Annotated in this window: 15 protein-coding genes; 11 read left to right on the plus strand and 4 right to left on the minus strand. The window is 70.3% G+C overall.

From position 1 onward, the window contains the following. The first annotated feature begins 62 nt into the window (after positions 1-62). Positions 63-557 (plus strand): 50S ribosomal protein L17, encoded by a 495-nt coding sequence (gene rplQ / locus ACZ69Q_RS41495; RefSeq protein WP_471053016.1) that lies wholly within the window; start codon positions 63-65, stop codon positions 555-557. Between the two features lie 83 nt (positions 558-640). Then, a complete protein-coding gene (gene truA / locus ACZ69Q_RS41500; protein ID WP_471053019.1) occupies positions 641-1501 on the plus strand; it encodes a tRNA pseudouridine(38-40) synthase TruA in 861 nt (286 codons plus the stop codon). Between the two features lie 3 nt (positions 1502-1504). Here truA and ACZ69Q_RS41505 read toward each other — a convergent pair whose 3' ends face one another. Beyond that, entirely contained in the window at positions 1505-2395 is an 891-nt protein-coding gene (locus ACZ69Q_RS41505; protein WP_471053021.1) for a hypothetical protein, read from the minus strand. A 113-nt stretch (positions 2396-2508) separates the two neighbouring features. Here ACZ69Q_RS41505 and ACZ69Q_RS41510 point away from each other — a divergent pair, with 113 nt between their 5' ends. The 5 genes from ACZ69Q_RS41510 to ACZ69Q_RS41530 all read left to right on the plus strand — a co-directional run bounded on the left by ACZ69Q_RS41510 (position 2509) and on the right by ACZ69Q_RS41530 (position 9562). Then, the gene (locus tag ACZ69Q_RS41510) at positions 2509-3687 is read left to right on the plus strand and encodes a CapA family protein (RefSeq protein WP_471053197.1); all 1179 of its coding nucleotides are present in this window, start codon (positions 2509-2511) and stop codon (positions 3685-3687) included. Between the two features lie 211 nt (positions 3688-3898). Then, positions 3899-6157: a HAMP domain-containing protein gene (locus tag ACZ69Q_RS41515; RefSeq protein WP_471053200.1), complete on the plus strand. Its 2259-nt coding sequence runs from the start codon at positions 3899-3901 to the stop codon at positions 6155-6157. Positions 6158-6164: 7 nt separating this feature from the next. Then, positions 6165-7931, plus strand: coding sequence for a poly-gamma-glutamate synthase PgsB (pgsB, locus tag ACZ69Q_RS41520; protein ID WP_471053023.1), 1767 nt, complete (start codon positions 6165-6167; stop codon positions 7929-7931). Positions 7932-7991: 60 nt separating this feature from the next. Further along, positions 7992-8474 carry a poly-gamma-glutamate biosynthesis protein PgsC/CapC gene (locus ACZ69Q_RS41525; RefSeq protein ID WP_030950648.1) on the plus strand — a complete coding sequence of 161 codons (483 nt, stop codon included), beginning with the start codon at positions 7992-7994 and terminating at the stop codon, positions 8472-8474. A 17-nt stretch (positions 8475-8491) separates the two neighbouring features. Further along, on the plus strand, positions 8492-9562 hold the full coding sequence (locus ACZ69Q_RS41530) for a C40 family peptidase (RefSeq protein WP_471053026.1): 1071 nt from the start codon (positions 8492-8494) through the stop codon (positions 9560-9562). Between the two features lie 46 nt (positions 9563-9608). Here the strand turns inward: ACZ69Q_RS41530 and ACZ69Q_RS41535 are convergent, their stop codons facing one another. Continuing rightward, positions 9609-10490: a hypothetical protein gene (locus ACZ69Q_RS41535; RefSeq protein WP_471053027.1), complete on the minus strand. Its 882-nt coding sequence runs from the start codon at positions 10488-10490 to the stop codon at positions 9609-9611. 73 nt (positions 10491-10563) lie between these two features. Here ACZ69Q_RS41535 and ACZ69Q_RS41540 point away from each other — a divergent pair, with 73 nt between their 5' ends. The 4 genes from ACZ69Q_RS41540 (at position 10564) to glmM (ending at position 14632) form a co-directional block, all read left to right on the plus strand. Further along, positions 10564-11820: a glycosyltransferase family 87 protein gene (locus tag ACZ69Q_RS41540; protein WP_471053030.1), complete on the plus strand. Its 1257-nt coding sequence runs from the start codon at positions 10564-10566 to the stop codon at positions 11818-11820. A gap of 207 nt (positions 11821-12027) precedes the next feature. Next, on the plus strand, positions 12028-12471 hold the full coding sequence (gene rplM, locus ACZ69Q_RS41545) for a 50S ribosomal protein L13 (RefSeq protein ID WP_471053032.1): 444 nt from the start codon (positions 12028-12030) through the stop codon (positions 12469-12471). 42 nt (positions 12472-12513) lie between these two features. Then, on the plus strand, positions 12514-13038 hold the full coding sequence (gene rpsI, locus ACZ69Q_RS41550; protein ID WP_190072580.1) for a 30S ribosomal protein S9: 525 nt from the start codon (positions 12514-12516) through the stop codon (positions 13036-13038). A gap of 235 nt (positions 13039-13273) precedes the next feature. Then, complete coding sequence (gene glmM, locus ACZ69Q_RS41555) at positions 13274-14632, plus strand: phosphoglucosamine mutase (protein ID WP_471053035.1); 1359 nt, start codon at positions 13274-13276, stop codon at positions 14630-14632. Between the two features lie 101 nt (positions 14633-14733). Here glmM and ACZ69Q_RS41560 read toward each other — a convergent pair whose 3' ends face one another. Continuing rightward, complete coding sequence (locus ACZ69Q_RS41560) at positions 14734-15672, minus strand: DUF389 domain-containing protein (RefSeq protein WP_471053038.1); 939 nt, start codon at positions 15670-15672, stop codon at positions 14734-14736. A 16-nt stretch (positions 15673-15688) separates the two neighbouring features. Continuing rightward, a complete protein-coding gene (coaA, locus tag ACZ69Q_RS41565; RefSeq protein ID WP_471053041.1) occupies positions 15689-16678 on the minus strand; it encodes a type I pantothenate kinase in 990 nt (329 codons plus the stop codon). Positions 16679-16702 lie beyond the last annotated feature (24 nt).

A 16702-nucleotide genomic window follows, 5' to 3' on the forward strand; every position in this document is an offset into this window, starting at 1 on the left:
GCCTGCTCGGATACTGACCTCGGTACCTGACACGGCCGGGGCAGACACACAGGAGAATCAACATGCCGAAGCCCACCAAGGGTGCCCGTCTGGGCGGCAGTGCCGCGCACGAGAAGCTGCTCCTCGCGAACCTCGCGAAGGCGCTCTTCGAGCACGGCCGTATCACCACCACCGAGGCGAAGGCCCGCCGTCTGCGGCCGTACGCCGAGCGTCTGGTGACCAAGGCGAAGAAGGGCGACCTTCACAACCGCCGTCAGGTGCTCCAGGTCATCACGGACAAGAGCGTCGTCCACACGCTCTTCACCGAGATCGGCCCGCGCTACGAGAACCGTCCGGGTGGCTACACCCGCATCACCAAGATCGGTAACCGCCGTGGCGACAACGCGCCCATGGCTGTCATCGAGCTGGTCGAGGCGCTGACTGTCGCGCAGCAGGCCACGGGTGAGGCCGAGGCCGCCACCAAGCGTGCGGTCAAGGAGGCCGACGAGGTCAAGGTCGACACGACCAAGGCCGACGAGGCTGCCGAGGCTCAGGCCGAGGAGTCCAAGGACGCGTAAGCGTTCGCGCCCCTTTGGGGCGTTGGCGGGCCCGTTCCTTTCGAGGAGCGGGCCCGCTTCTGTGTTCCTGAGAGGATCTCTGTGTGAGTGACGAAGTAGAGCCCGGGTATGTGCGTGTGCGCCTCGATCTGTCCTACGACGGGACCGAGTTCTCCGGGTGGGCCAAGCAGGCCGGTGGACGGCGGACCGTTCAGGGGGAGATCGAGGACGCGCTGCGGACCGTCACGCGGTCGGGGAGTACGACGTACGAGCTGACCGTCGCCGGGCGGACGGATGCCGGGGTGCATGCCCGGGGGCAGGTCGCGCATGTGGATCTGCCCGAGCAGGTCTGGCGCGAGCACCACGAGAAGCTGCTGAAGCGGCTCGCCGGGCGGCTGTCCAGGGACGTGCGGGTGTGGGCGCTGCGGGAGGCGCCCGCCGGGTTCAACGCGCGGTTCTCGGCGGTCTGGCGGCGCTACGCCTATCGCGTCACCGACAACCCAGGCGGTGTCGACCCGCTGCTGCGCAACCACGTCCTGTGGCACGACTGGCCGCTCGACGTCGACGCCATGAACGAGGCCGCGCGACGGCTGCTCGGGGAGCACGACTTCGCCGCCTACTGCAAGAAGCGGGAGGGCGCCACGACCATCCGCACGCTTCAGGAGCTGAGCCTGGTGCGGGGGGACGACGGGATCGTCACCGCCACCGTGCGTGCCGACGCCTTCTGCCACAACATGGTGCGCTCGCTCATCGGGGCGTTGCTCTTCGTGGGGGACGGCCACCGGCCCGCCGACTGGCCGGGCAAGGTGCTGGCCGCCGGTGTCCGGGACTCCGCCGTGCATGTCGTACGGCCCCATGGGCTGACGCTCGAAGAGGTCGGGTACCCCGCCGACGAGTTGCTGGCGGCGCGCAACAAGGAGGCGCGGAACAAGCGGACGTTGCCGGGCGGCGCCGGCTGCTGCTGAGCGTCAGTCCTGGGACCACGTCCTGAGCAGGTCGCCGAGGGCGTCCTCGGTCTCGTCGGCGTCGCGGCCGTCGTCGCGGGCGTCGGGGGCCAGTTCCACGTGCAGGAAGCCGGCGTGCCGGCGTTCGGCCGATCTGCCCTGGACGTTGGTGGTGCCCTCCAGCGGGCAGCGCGCGGACCAGCCCCGGCACACCCGCAGCCCCTCCGACTCCAGGCGGTCGGCCAGCGCCGACGCCTCGCCGGACGTGCTCTGGGCCGAGCCGCCGGAGACGACGGCCTCGTAGGGGCGGTCGGACGACTCGGCGAAGCCGTGCAGTTGGAGGCCGGGCACCCCGCGCTTCTGGAGTTCCACGACGATGGTGTGGAAGGCGCTGTCCTCGCGGTGGGCGACGTCCGCGGCGTCGGTGCGGCCGGCGCGGCGATGGGCGCCGGCGACGACGAGTGAGCCCGAGGGCGTGTTCTCCAGCAGCCGGACGCCGAGTTCCTCGGTGTCGCGGTCGGACACCGGGTGCGGGACCTGGACGTTCCAGCGCACGTCGGAGTCCGCGGTCAGGTAGAGGCGGCCCCAGCGGGCGACCTCGCCGTTCGGCCGAAGGGCGGCGATCTCGTCGTATCGGCGGCCGGAGTCGGTGTCGGTGAGGCGGGTCACGCCGAGGCCGAGGGGGGCGAGGACGCGCTCGGCCCCGGCCGCGTCGCCGTCCAGGAGGTGGCCCACGCCGCGCGCCAGTTCCTCGCGCGAACTGTCGCCGGGCGGGGTGTAGGGGGCGTCGGGTCCGAAGCCGGCCGTGTACGTGAGGATCCGGCTGCGCAGGTCGACGAGTTCGCGGGCCTGTGGAACGGAATGTTCCGTGCCTTCGGGCGATGCCGTGTCGCAACCGGCCAGCGCGAGGATCAAAACCGTCGGCGCAAGAATGCGAGCGAAACGTGACTGTCTTGTGATGGTAGAGACCGGTTGAGGTGTGAGTGGCGTGTGAGTATGTCGCGGTGACATTCCGTAAGTCTCTCCGTATAGGTCGCTCGGTGGCGGTTCTGGCGGCTTTGGTGGGCCTCGTCGCCGCCTGTACCTCCGAGCCTTCAGGGGCTCAGGTGAAGCCGGGTGGACGCTCGTTCACCGTCGCCGCCGCGGGTGATGTGCTCATCCACCCCGAGCTGGTCGAACAGGCGGCGAAGGACGCCAAGAAGACCGGTGAGGGACAGGCCGGGCTGGACTTCGGGCCGCTGATGGCCGGCGTGAAGCCAGTCATCAGCAAGGCCGATCTGGCCATCTGTCACATGGAGACGCCGGTCGGAACACCCAAGGGCCCGTTCGAGGGGTACCCGGAGTTCCTCGTTCCACCGCAGATCCTCACGACCCTCAAGGACGTGGGCTACGACACCTGCTCGACGGCCTCCAATCACACCTACGACCACGGCCTCAAGGCCGTGAAGCGCACCCTCGACGCCATGGACAAGGTGGGCCTCGGGCACACCGGGTCCTCGCGCACGCCTGACGAAGCAGAGCAGATCAACATTCGGAACGTCAACGGCGTCAAGGTCGCCCACCTGGCCTTCTCCTGGGAGTCCTTCCTCAACCCCACGCCCGAGAAGGAGCGTTGGGCCTTCAACCGGATCGGCTTCGACGCGGTGAAGAAGGCCGAGTCCCGGGCCCGCAAGAAGGGTGCCGAGGTGGTGATCCTCTCCCTCCACTGGGGCCTGGAGCACTACAACGAGCCGAGCGTCCCGCAGCTCCAGCTCGCGGACCGGATCACCAAGGAGACCGGGATCAACCTGGTGATCGGTCACCACTCCCATGTCGTGCAGCCCATCCAGAAGCTCAACGGCACCTGGGTCGCCTACAGCCTCGGCAACCAGGTCGCCCGGCACTCCTCGCCGACCGGCCTCACCGAGGAAGGGGCGATCGGCTGGTTCGAGTTCAAGGAGACGACCGACGGCTGGGACGTCAGCGCCCGCTACCGCACGACGCTGGTCGACGTCCCGCCGGAGGTGGAGGAAGGGCAGAAGGCGCCGAAGGACGCGGTCGAGGACCATCGCGTGGTGGACGTGCAGACGGCGCTCGACAACCCCGACGGGCTGTCCGAGGACCGGCTCGCCCGTTACCGGCTGGCCGCCGACCGCACCCGCGGTTTCCTCTTCAACCGGGGCGCCCCGGGCGGCGACGGCCTTGAGCTGCTCTCTCTCGGGACGTGACGAGCAACACAGAAAGCTGTTGCCCGACCGGACCCAACCCCTGCGCGTGTCGACAGTCTTCTAAAGGGACGGCGTCTCATGCCCGCGTCAGCGGTGGCTCCTGCGAGCGCCTGAGTAGTGAAGAGGCGAAGGAAGACCACCGGTGACTGCAACCAAAGGCGCACGGCGTCCCTCACGGGGCGGGCGCAGACGCATGCGCAGACGCGCGGACATGCCGCTGCTCGGCGGCATCCGCCCGCCGATCGCGCTGCTGTGCCTGCTGATCCTCGCCCTGGCCGGGCTGACCGCCAAGGTGCTGGGCCCGGCCGGTGACCCGGTGGTGCCGAAGGCGGTGCTGGGCTCCCAGCAGCATTTCGCCGAGGACGGCGCCATCGCACTACGCGCGTCGATCGACGAGCGCGTCACCGACCTGAACCGCACCGCGGCCGCGCTGAACACGGGTGAGCCCGCCGACCCCGAGCGGGTGCTGTCGGACCTGAGCCACACGTACCAGAAGTGGACCGGCACCACGGTGCTGGACCTGGAGAGCGGAAAGGTCCTCGCCGCACGAGGCGAAACGATTCCGCTCGCCTGGCTGGACAAGGACGTCCTCACCGGCGAGCACGCCCTGACCCCCCGCATGGTGCGCCTGGAGACCGGCGACGTACGGCTGATGACGATGGCCCTCCTCGACTGGAAGGACCGTCCGCAGCAGCTCCTCATCGCCTCCAACAGCCTCTCCGTGCCCGCCATCAACCTGGGCCCGTTCCGCTCGATGTCGGTCGTGGCCCGGGGCGGCGAGGTCCTCGCCACCGCCGGATTCGAGCAGGCCGAGGCACTCAACTCGGACGCCGAGCGTGACGAGCTGTCCTTCCTCCAGAAGCAGATGACCCGGCTGTCCGAGCGCAGCGCCAAGGAGACCGAGGAGGACCCCGTCAGCGCACGGGAGCCCGGCTCCCGCGGCTACCCGGGCGTCAGCGGAACCCTGCTCGGCGACTCCTACAACGGCCGTGTCGCCACCGCCGGATACGCCTCCCTCGCCTCCGCCGACCCGGAGCAGCGTAAGAGCGTCGGCGCGGGCCTCGGCCTGACGGTCGTCGCCATGCTGCCCGTGGTGCAGGAGCACGCCGTCGGGCAGGAGCGGGAGCTGTACGGGCTGGTGGCGGCCGGCGTCCTGGTGGTGTTCGGACTGCTGGCGGCGGCCCTGCTGTGGGTGGCCGTGCAGCGGCCCCTGCTGCGGCTCTTCCTGGAGTCGCGCCGGCTGGCCCGCGGCGATCTGACCCGCCCCGTCGAGGTGCCCCGCTGGGGCGAGGCCGCTCGGATCGGCGCCGCCCTGGAGCGGCTGCGGGCCGAGCTGTCCGGCGACGCCGAGGCCGGCCGGGACTCCGGCGGGCGCAGGGGCCGCAGGGGCCGGTTCGGTCTGCGGGTGCCGCTGGCGCTCACCGCCGTACTGCTGTTGCTGTGGTGCGTGCCGGTCGGGCTGCTCCTCAACCGCACGGACGCCTCGGTGACCGTGCCGAGCACCATGGTCAGCGACCAGCGCGACCGCACCGACCTCGTCGCCGACCGGGTCCGCAGGGCCCTCAACGAGGCCCAGGCCGACCTCGTCTCCACCACCCGGCTGATCGACGCGGACGACTCCGACGCCACCACCGGCGTGCTCGACGACGCCCTGCGCAAGCACACGCGCTACGGCTCCCTGTACGTCGTCGACAAGGGCGGCGAGATCGTCGCCCGCGCCGGCGAGGAGCCCAGCGCGGACTGGAGCGAGGACGGGAAGGACGCCTCACTCATCCGGGTCGCGGGCGAGGGCGGCAAGAAGCCGGTGATCCAGGCCGGGGCCGCCGTACCGGACGCGAAGGGGCTGACCCTGGTCGGCGAGATCCGGGTGGAGTTCCTGAACTCGCTGCTGGCCCGGCCCGGCCTCGGCGAGGTCCGCGTGGTCGACACGAAGGCGCGGACCATCGCCGGCAGCAACGGCTTCCTCGCCTTCGAGAGCCTGCCGCGCGAGTCGCTCACCGACCTCGTGCAGGCCGGCGGCGTCAAGGTCGGCGCGGGCCCCGTGGAGAACGGGCTGCTCATCCGCGAGGGGCGCTCGGTCACGGTCGCCGCCGCGGCGCCCTTCTCCGGCGGCGGTGTGGCGGCCGACGTCGGCTGGACCGTGGTGAGCTGGCAGAACGCCAAGCACTTCGAGATCGCCCCGTACGAGCGCGAGGACCGCAGCGTACTCGCCGGGATGCTCGGGCTCGCCCTCATCGTGGTCTGCCTCGGCTGGATCCACCTGGTCGTCGTCCGGCCGCTGCGCGCCCTCGCGAGCGGCGCCGAGAAGCTGGCCGACGGCGACCTCAAGACCGTGCTGTACCCCCGCTATCACGACGAGGTGGGGGCCGTCGTCCGCAGCCTCGAACTGGTCCGCCAGCAGTTGCAGGCCCGCAGGCAGAACCAGGCACGCCGCAGTGCCGAGCCCCGGCTCGGCGCCGGAGGAAGGTGACCGGCCCGTGCTCTACCTCTACTTCGTCCTGCTGATCGGCTCGGTGTTCCTGCTGATCGCGGGCATCATCGAACAGCGCAGGCACTACGCCGCGCTGCACACCATCCCCTCCCGGGTGCTGGTCAACGGCATCCGCGGCAAGTCCTCCATCACCCGGCTGTGCGCCGGTGCCCTGCGCGGCGGTGGCCTGGTCACCGTGGCCAAGACGACGGGCACCGCCGCGCGCTTCATCCACCCGGACGCGACCGAGGAGCCGGTCTACCGCAAGTTCGGCATCGCCAACGTGGTGGAGCAGATCGGCATCGTCCGCCGGGCCGCGACCTACCGTCCCGACGCCCTCGTCATCGAGTGCATGGCGGTCATGCCGGCCCTGCAGGAGGTCAACCAGAGCAAGCTGATCCGCTCGACGATCGGCGTGCTGTGCAACGTCCGTGAGGACCACCTCGCCGAGATGGGCCCGACCCTGGACGACGTGGCCCGCTCGCTGTGCCGCTCGATGCCGGAGGACGGCATCTGCGTCACCGCCGAGAAGGAGCGCTTCCACATCCTCCAGGAGGAGGCGGACGCCCGTAACTGCCAGTTGGTCTACGCCGACCCGGAGACGGTCACCGACGAGGAGCTGCGCGGCTTCAGTTGGTTCACCTTCAAGGAGAACGTGGCGATCGCGCTGGTCGTGGCGGACCTGCTCGGCATCGAGCGCAAGGTCGCGTTGCAGGGCATGTACGACGCCCCGCCGGACCCGGGTGTGCTCTCCGTCGAGCGGTACGTCACCCCCGAGGACAAGCGGCTCGCCTTCGCCAACGTCTTCGCGGCCAACGACCCCGAGTCGACGCTGATGAACATCAACCAGTTGCTCGACCTCGGCGCGATCCGCCGCCCCCTGAACGTCGTGATCAACTGCCGCCCGGACCGGGTGGAGCGCAACGGGCAGATGGGCGAGATCATTCCCGACCTCCGGCCCGACAACGTCTTCGTCATCGGGCACCCCGCCAAGAGCGCCATCGACGCCATCCCCGCCGACTGGCGCGACCGCGCGGTCGACCTCGGCGGCGAGCGGCGCTCGGCGGACGAGTTCATGCCGACCCTGCTCGGCCGGATGTCCGACGGCTCCTCCCTCGTCGCCATCGGCAACATCCACGGGCAGGGCGAGGAACTCCTTGAGTACCTGGCCGAGCTTCCCGCGGACGAGAGCGCCGCCGACGACGGCCCGGACCGGCCCGCGGCCGCCGCGCCGGCCCAGCAGCAGCGCCTGGACCCGTACGCCTCCTACCCCATGGCCTACGAGGAGCGGTACCAGGCGTCGCAGACGCAGGAGATCCCGGTGGTCCGCATCCCCGCGCCCCCGTCGGCGTCGTACACCGGCGGCTCGCCTTCGTACGCCGGTACGGCGGGGCACTACCCCGACGGCACGGGCGGGCACGGCGGCGCCGTGCCGGGGGCGGACCAGTACGGCGGCCACCGGGCCGCCGCTCCGGACGGGGCGTACGGCGCACGGCAGGCGGGCGGGCCGGGCCGGCCTCAGCTCCCCGCCCGGCCGCAGCCGCCGACGCAGGCGCAGGGGCAGGAACCACAGGCCCAGGGCTGGTTCCACGCACCGGGCGGGCCGACGCGCAGGCCCGGCCGGCCGCAGTTGCCGCAAGGGCCCGGCCACTCGGCTTACGACCCCGGGCAGTACGGCTCGGGGCAGGCGTCGCAGCCGTACCCCGACGAGCACCACGAACGGCCGCACCGCCCGCCGGCCGGCGACGGCGGTGGACACCCTCCGCGCGCCTGACCCCGCGCGACCGTCGCCCGCCCCGCACCCGCACCCGCACCCCTCGTCCGGAGAACCCCGTTGACCACCGCTGCCCTGACACCCGAGATGGCCGCCCTGGGCATCGCCATAGGCCTGTTCTTCTCGCTGCTGTGCTATCTGACGACCAACCTGTCGCCCGGCGGCATGATCACGCCCGGCTGGCTCGCGCTCACCCTCATCGAGGACCTCCAGCGGGCGGCCATGGTCGTGGGCGTCACGGCCCTGACCTACGGCGGCACCAAGATCATGCAGCGGCTGGTGATCCTTTACGGCAAGCGGCTGTTCGCCGCGGTGGTGCTGCTGGGCGTGCTGCTCCAGGCCACGGTGATGATCGTGCTCTCGCTCGAGTTCCCGCTGCTGTACGGCAACCAGACGCTCGGCTTCATCGTGCCGGGCCTGATCGCCTACCAGATGGTGCGCCAGCCCAAGGGGGCCACACTGCTGGCCACCGGCACCGTCTCCCTCATGGCCTACATCGTCGTCGCCGCCGGCCTGCTGCTCGGCGTCATGCCGACCGTCTGAGAACCGAGGAGCATTCGATGGCAGGGAAGAAGAAGTCGCGGCCCGTCGTCACCGGCCTGGTGCTGCTGGCGCTCGTCGGTACCTCCGGCTACCTCACGCTGGAACTGCGCAAGCAGGACGAACAGGGCGTCACCGAGGTGCGCAACGTCGGTGTCCTGGAGGGCGGCCGGAGCACCGGCGCCGCAACGGAGACCGGCAAGGAGACCTGGTCGCGGCTGGAGAACCCGGCGCGGTCCGTGCTGCGCGGGTCCGACGGCCAGATCAAGGCCACGTTCACGGACGGCGCGCGCACCGCGACGCTGACCGGGCCGGCCCGTACCTTCCAGGAGCCGACGTCGACCGCGTCCAAGGTCAGCACGACGGACTGGGTGCGGCTGATGCCGGAGCCCTGGGCCAAGGGCGCGGAGCAGAGGAAGTGGTTCAAGGACTGGTACGCCGAGTACAAGGACAGCAAGGAGGACGACATCTTCGCGTTCGCCTTCCAGTACGTGGCGGGCGCACCGGTGAAGAAGGACGCGCAGGGCACCGCCTACGCCGGTGACGCGAACTTCGGTCCGCTCAACACGACCGGGGCCGAGGGCGGCGACCTGCGCCTGGAGCAGTCCGACTTCTACGACTACCTCGGTGTGCAGTACCCGTTCCGGGACGGGACCGTCGGGCAGCCGGAGAGCATGCGGGCCCGGTCCATCGACTGCTCCGGCTTCATGCGCATGGTGCTGGGCTACCGGGCGCGCTTCCCCCTGATGTCCTCGGACACCTCGGGCGACGGACTGCCCCGTACCGCCAACGGCATGGCCCGCTCCAAGGTGGGCGTCGACATCCTGCCGCTGGCCGGTGTCTCGGACCGGCCCTCAGCGATCGACCAGCTCCAGCCGGGCGACCTCGTCTTCTTCAAGCTCGACACCCGCACCGGCCAGCGGCTCGACCACGTCGGCATGGTCCTCGGCCACGACACCGAAGGCCACCTGATCTTCGTGTCGAGCCGCGAGGAGGTCAACGGGCCCACCATCGGCGACGTCGGCGGTGTGTCCCGGCTCGACGGCAACGGCTACTACGCGAAGACGCTGCGCAGCGCGAAGCGGCTGTAGGGGGGCGGCAGGCCCGGGGACACCGGGCCCGGGGACGGCAGCCGTCCTACTCGTTGGCCGCCGCCGACGCCTGTGCCTGGCCGCGCCGGAGGATCTGGTTGAAGGTGAACTCCTCCAGCTCGTCACTGACCTGGAAGGCGGCGGTGTCCTTGTCCGTCATGTCCTTGCCGCTGGTGAAGCCGGTGATGGTGAAGTAGGCGTAGCGGCCGTAGGAGTTGGACGTCGACAGGCACACGGACGAGGTGCAGAAGTCCTTGACGCCCTTGCCGGACAGCGACCTGATGATGTCCTTCTTGGTGTTCACCTGGCCCTTGACCTTGGTGGCCTGAGCCGCGGTGTCGAAGACCGCCACCCCCACCGTCACCGCGATGCCGTCCTTCACGTACGAGACGCGCATGAAGCGGGTGCAGTCGCTGGTGGTGAGGATCTTCGGGAGCCCGCCCTTGGTGACCGCGGAGCAGCTCTTGGTGTCGTCCGTCGCGCCCTTCTTGTACACCTTGCCGCCCACGGTGAGCTGGGTGCCCGGGAAGAGGATCTGGACGCCGAGCGGGGCGGTGTCCTTGCTCTTGCTGGAGATGAAGTCCTTCGGGTCCAGCGGCGGCGGAGCGCTCGTCGGCGCGAACGACGGCGCGGCGCCCGACTCGCTGGGCAGATCCGCGGTCGCGGGCAGCGAAGAAGACGGTTTGTTCGTGGAGTTGCTGCCGTTCGAGGACACCACGGCCACCGCGACGGCAGCACCGATCGCGACGGTGGCGAGGGCGCCGCCGCCGATGAACAGCAGCCGGCGCCGCTTGTTGCGGGTCTCGGAGGCCTCGGCGAGCGCGGCCCAGTCCGGGGTCTGATCGGCGCCGTCGTTCCACGGCTGCTGGGAATGCGGTGTCCAGGGATCCCACTGGGACTGGGGTCCCCCCTGCTGCCCGTAGCTCATGGGGCGCATCTTAGACGGACCTGAGGTGTGCCGGTCCGCCCCAAGAGGCGCACAGGCACCTAGCGTTCAGTCGATGAGCGAGCACAAAAGCGACATCTCCGGGTGGTTGGTGCGACGGGCCTCGTGGCATCTGTGGGTGGTGCTCGGGGTCGTGCTGGGGGCCCTCGTGGCGCGCACGGCCCGGGTGACCTCGGGCGGAGGGATGGACAACGCGATCGTCGTGCGGGCGGCACGGGTGTGGCTGGCCGGCGGATCGCCGTATGACGACCCCCACTTCCTCTATCTGCCGAGCGCGGTGGTCGCGGCGGCTCCCTGGGCGCTGGTTCCGCGCGGTGTGCTGAGCGTGCTGGTGCCGGTGGCGGTGACCGGATGCCTGGTGGGGGGCTGGGCCTGCGCGCTGCGCCTGCACGGTGTCGCGCTGCGCAGCCGCTTCGCGGCCCTCGGCCTGATCGGCCTGGCGGCCGCCTTCGCGCCGTTCGCCCATCTCGTCCTGCTGGGGAACTGGACGGCGACGGCGGCCCTCGCGCTGCCGCTCGCGGTGCTGCTCGTGGGGCGGGGGCGCTGGGTGGCCGCGGGTGCGGTGCTCGGTGCGGCGGTCGCGCTGAAGCCGCTGCTGGCGCCGGTGGGGTTGCTGTTCGTGTTCGCGCGCCGGTGGCGGGGGCTCGCGTGGATGGCCGGGCTGCCGGTGGCGGCCTCGGCGGGGGCGGCGCTGCTGCTGCCGGATCCGGCCGGGTTCCTCACCCGCACCCTGCCGTTCCTGGTGCGGGGCGACGACGGTTTCGTACGGCTCTATGAGGCGTCGCCGCTCGCGGTGCTGCCCCGGGTGGGGGTGCCGGCGGTGTGGGCTGCGGCGCTCGCGTTCGGGATGGCCGCGGTGGGGGTGGGGTGTGCGTACCGGCGCTGGCGGGCCGGGGACGCCGGGCCGCTGCGGCCGGCGGAGACGGCGGCGCTGCTGATGCTCTCGGCTTTCCTCGTGTCCCGGCCGTCCTACGACCACTATCTGCTGGTCGTCGTGCCGCTGCTGGTGGCCGGGGTGCTGGAGGAGGGGGCGGTGGCTCGGGGGCCCTGGTTCTGGCTGGCCCTGGTGCCGCAGGTGCCGGGAGTGACCTGGCCGTACCTGGAGGCGGGGCCGCGGCGGGCGTTCCGGGACGCGGTGACGCTGTGTGTGCTGACGGTGACGCTGGCCGCGCACTGCCGTCGTGCCGCGGGGCGGAGGGATGACGTCGGTCACTCGGCGGGGCCGGGGCGGGCTCCTATGGCCGTGATGTCCGCGAGGGGCGGTTACGCTGGGGGGAGACAGCAGGAGGCGTCCGAGGGCAACCCGTTTTGACCCGGCCGTGGCGCCACAGGTATCCTGCATGTTCGTTGTGTATTGGCTTGCTCATTCTCACGGGACGGGCCCTTACACCGGTCCACCGGGCCGATATGACCAGCGACCCCACGTACGCGGTATGCGTCGCCGCAGTGCGGTCCAGGCTGTCGTGATCGTTTCGGTGACCTTGTCAGGACCATTCACTCGAAGCGAAGGCTACGAACCGTGCGTACGTACAGCCCCAAGCCCGGCGATGTGACGCGCCAGTGGCACGTCATCGACGCTCAGGACATCGTCCTGGGTCGTCTCGCCACCACTGCGGCGTCCCTCCTGCGGGGCAAGCACAAGCCGATCTACGCCCCTCACGTCGACACCGGTGACTTCGTCATCATCATCAACGCCGACAAGGTGCACCTCTCCGGCAACAAGCGGACCCAGAAGATGGCGTACCGCCACTCCGGCTACCCGGGTGGTCTGCGCTCCGTCCGTTACGACGAGCTGCTCGACAAGAACCCCGAGAAGGCCATCGAGAAGGCCGTCAAGGGCATGCTCCCCAAGAACACGCTGGGCCGTCAGATGCTCTCGAAGCTGAAGGTCTACAAGGGTGACCAGCACCCGCACGGCGCGCAGCAGCCGCAGCCGTACGAGATCACCCAGGTCGCGCAGTAAGTCCGGCCACCCCCTAAGACTGAAGAGAATCTGAGGAGAATCGTGGCCGAGACCACTGCCGAGCAGCCGCTCGACGAGAACGTCGAGAACATCGACATCGACAGCTACACCACCGAGTCCGAGGTTCCGGTGGAGGGCGAGTACACCTCCGAGTCCCTCGCCTCGCGCTTCGGTGAGCCCCAGCCGGCCGCCGGCCTGGGCCGTCGCAAGAACGCCATCGCCCGCGTCCGGATCGTTCCGGGCACCGGCAAGTGGAAGATCAACGGTCGCACCCTTGAGGACTACTTCCCCAACAAGGTGCACCAGCAGGAAGTCAACGAGCCGTTCAAGGTTCTCGAGCTCGAGGGCCGTTACGACGTCATCGCCCGCATCGCCGGTGGCGGTGTCTCCGGCCAGGCCGGTGCGCTGCGTCTCGGTGTCGCCCGTGCGCTGAACGAGGCCGACGTCGACAACAACCGCGGCCCGCTGAAGAAGGCCGGCTTCCTCAAGCGCGACGACCGTGCGGTCGAGCGCAAGAAGGCCGGTCTCAAGAAGGCCCGCAAGGCCCCGCAGTACAGCAAGCGCTAAGCGCAAGCTGCCTCTGCTCGTACTCCGGTACTCCGAACGCCCCGGCGGCACGCCACAGTGCCGCCGGGGCGTTCGTCTTATCCCCGAGCTGGGGCGTATAACGGCACAAGACGTTCAAAGGCTTGTGTGATCCGATGCCCAGGCATGGAATGCCTGGAAGCGGGAGCCTCCGGCGGCACGTGGCACAGCGAGCGCCGGCTCCGCAACCGGAACTGATGTTTCCTCAGGAGGACAAGTGGGACGACTCTTCGGCACGGACGGCGTGCGTGGTGTCGCCAACGCGGATCTGACGGCCGAGATGGCGCTCGGTCTCTCCGTGGCGGCGGCGCACGTACTGGCCGAGGCGGGCACCTTCGAGGGCCACCGGCCGACTGCGGTGGTCGGACGGGACCCGCGCGCGTCCGGGGAGTTCCTGGAGGCCGCCGTGGTCGCGGGCCTCGCGAGCGCCGGCGTGGACGTCCTGCGCGTCGGTGTACTGCCGACGCCGGCGGTGGCGTACCTCACGGGCTCGCTCGGCGCCGACCTCGGCGTCATGCTCTCCGCCAGCCACAACGCCATGCCGGACAACGGCATCAAGTTCTTCGCCCGCGGCGGCCACAAGCTCGCCGACGAGCTGGAGGACAGGATCGAGGCGGTCTACGAGTCGCACCGGCACGGCGAGCCGTGGGAGCGTCCGACGGGTTCCGGGGTCGGGCGGGTGCGGTCGTACGAGGCGGGGTTCAGCGAGTACGTCGGCCACCTTCTGCGGGTGCTGCCCAACCGGCTGGAGGGGCTGAAGGTCGTCCTCGACGAGGCGCACGGCGCGGCCGCGGGTGTCTCGCCGGAGGCGTTCACGCGGGCCGGGGCCGAGATCGTCACGATCGGGGCCGAGCCGGACGGGCTCAACATCAACGACGGCTGCGGGTCCACGCATCTGGACAAGCTGAAGGCCGCGGTGGTGGAGCACGGGGCCGACCTCGGCATCGCGCACGACGGTGACGCCGACCGCTGCCTCGCCGTGGACCACACCGGCGAGGAAGTGGACGGCGACCAGATCCTCGCCGTGCTCGCGCTCGCGATGAGGGAGCGGTCCGAGCTGCGGTCCGAGACGGTCGTGGCGACCGTGATGTCCAACCTCGGGTTCAAGCTCGCCATGGAGCGTGAGGGCATCGCGCTGGTGCAGACCGCGGTCGGTGACCGGTATGTGCTGGAGGAGATGAAGGAGCGCGGGTTCGCCCTGGGCGGCGAACAGTCCGGGCACGTCATCATCCTCGACCACGCCACCACCGGCGACGGCACGCTGACCGGGCTTCTGCTGGCGGCGAGGGTCGCGCAGACCGGTCGTACGCTCAAGGACCTCGTGTCCGTGATGGAGCGGCTGCCGCAGGTGCTGATCAATGTGCCGGACGTGGACAAGTCGCGGGTGAAGACCTCGGCGGAGCTGGCGTCGGCGGTCACCGAGGCCGAGCGGGAACTCGGGTCCACCGGGCGGGTGTTGCTGCGGTCTTCGGGTACGGAGCCGCTGGTCCGGGTGATGGTCGAGGCCGCGGACATCGATCAGGCGCGGTCCGTGGCGGGGCGGCTGGCCGATGCCGTGAAGTCCGCGCTGGGGTAGTTGGCCGTGCCGGGTTGGGGCGGGGGGTTTCTGTTCGTCGCGGGCCGACCGTTGTGTGTGGTTGCTCGCGCAGTTCCCCGCGCCCCTGTCGGGGCGCTGCTCTAGGCGGCGCTCTTACGCTGGCGTTGCTTCGACCACAGCCACTTCTGGGTGAGCAGGGTGAGGGTGCCTGCCAGGATGATGCCCAGGAGGTTCAGAAGCAACTGTCCCGTCGAGAGCCAGGTCTGCTCGTTGTCGCCGTAGATCAGGGCCACCGACGCGTTGGCGGCGGCCGGGACCGTCGTCACGGAGATGGCGACGCCGACCAGGGCACCGGACTTGGCGGACGTCAGGGAGAGGGTGCCGGCGGCGCCGGCGAGCACCGCCACGACGAAGGAGAACCAGTCGGGGGCGTAGATGAACCCGGTGTTGGGTCGATCGGCCTCCAGTTTGGCTTCGGTGAACAGGCCGACGGCGTCCATGAAGTAGCTGAAGCCCACCGTCATCGCCATTGCCACCGCGAAGCCCACCAGCAGTGCGATCATTGAGCGCAGCGCCAGGCGTGGCGCCCGCTGCACCATGGCCGTGCAGATGCCCGCGAGCGGGCCGAACTCCGGGCCGACCGCCATTGCTCCCACGATCAGGATCGCGTTGTCGAGCACGACACCGCAGGCCGCGATCATCGTCGCGAGGGTGATGAAGGCGAGATAGGTGACCGAGAGAGTCGACTCCTCGTGCGTCGCGTCCGTCAGGTGCTCCCACAGCACCGCGTCCGCGCCCTCGCCCGGTGCTTCCGCCTCCGCCTTGTCGGCACGCTTGGACAGCGACAGGTCGATGTTCTCGACGGCGATGGACCCCTGTTTGTCGAGGTCCAACTCCTGGAGCCTGCTGAGGAGTTCGTCACCCGCCTCACGTGCCACGTCGCAGGTGACGACATCCCCGGCAGGGTTGCGGGCGGCACCCGACAGCACGACGAGGTGCGTGGTGCCGACCGTGTTCTCGATCAGTCGGACCACTTCGTCCGTCCTGTCGGACGGTGTGATCAGGCGCAGGTGCAGCATGGCGGCAGACTAGCCGTCACAGCTTGCGCAGGCTCAGCCGCTGCACCTTGTGATCCGGGCCCTTGCGGACGACGAGGGTGGCCCGGCCGCGGGTGGGGGCGATGTTCTCCACCAGGTTCGGCTTGTTGATGGTCCGCCACATCGTGCGGGCGTAGTCGAGGGCCTCCTCCTCGGACACCTGGGTGTACTTGCGGAAGTACGAGGAGGGGTTCTGGAACGCGGTCTCGCGCAGTCGCTTGAAGCGGTTGAGGTACCAGCGCTCGATGTCCTCGGCGCGGGCGTCGACGTACACGCTGAAGTCGAAGTAGTCGGCGAGGCCGACCCGGGTGCGGCCGTCCTTGCCGGGGAGGGCGGGCTGCAGGACGTTGAGGCCCTCGACGATCAGGATGTCGGGGCGGCGCACGGTCAGTTGCTGGTCCGGGACGATGTCGTAGATCAGGTGGGAGTAGACGGGGGCCGTGACCTCGTCCTTGCCCGCCTTGATGTCGGCGACGAAGCGGGTGAGGGCGCGGCGGTCGAAGGACTCGGGGAAGCCCTTGCGCGACATCAGGCCGCGGGCCTGGAGCTCCTTGGTGGGCAGCAGGAAGCCGTCGGTGGTGACCAGTTCGACGCGCGGGTGCTCGGGCCAGCGGGAGAGCAGGGCCTGCAGGAGCCGGGCGACCGTGGACTTGCCCACGGCGACCGAGCCGGCGACCCCTATGACGAACGGGGTGCCGGACTGGGAGCCCTGTTCGCCGAGGAAGGTGTTCAGCGCGCCTCTGAGGCCGTCGGTGGCGCCGACGTAGAGGTTGAGCAGGCGGGAGAGCGGGAGGTAGATGTCCCGCACCTCGTCGAGGTCGATGACATCGCCGAGACCGCGCAGCTTTTCGACCTCCTCCGCCGTGAGCGGCAGCGGTGTCTTGTCACGCAGCGCGCTCCACTCCGAGCGGGTGAGGTCGACGTAGGGAGTCGCCTCCGGCCGCTGCCGGTGGGCGCTCCGGGGTATCGAGGAGACCGGAGAGATCACAGTCCATTGTTACGGGAGTACGAA

It is taken from the genome of Streptomyces sp. NPDC036764 (assembly GCF_055609385.1).

Excerpts from the sequence above, each read along its gene's own strand:
- rplQ (WP_471053016.1), top strand. The coding sequence starts at position 63 with ATGCCGAAGCCCACCAAGGGTGCCCGTCTGGGCGGCAGTGCCGCGCAC.
- ACZ69Q_RS41515 (WP_471053200.1), top strand. The coding sequence starts at position 3,899 with ATGCCGCTGCTCGGCGGCATCCGCCCGCCGATCGCGCTGCTGTGCCTG.
- ACZ69Q_RS41530 (WP_471053026.1), top strand. The coding sequence starts at position 8,492 with ATGGCAGGGAAGAAGAAGTCGCGGCCCGTCGTCACCGGCCTGGTGCTG.
- ACZ69Q_RS41535 (WP_471053027.1), bottom strand. The coding sequence starts at position 10,490 with ATGAGCTACGGGCAGCAGGGGGGACCCCAGTCCCAGTGGGATCCCTGG.
- ACZ69Q_RS41540 (WP_471053030.1), top strand. The coding sequence starts at position 10,564 with ATGAGCGAGCACAAAAGCGACATCTCCGGGTGGTTGGTGCGACGGGCC.
- ACZ69Q_RS41560 (WP_471053038.1), bottom strand. The coding sequence starts at position 15,672 with ATGCTGCACCTGCGCCTGATCACACCGTCCGACAGGACGGACGAAGTG.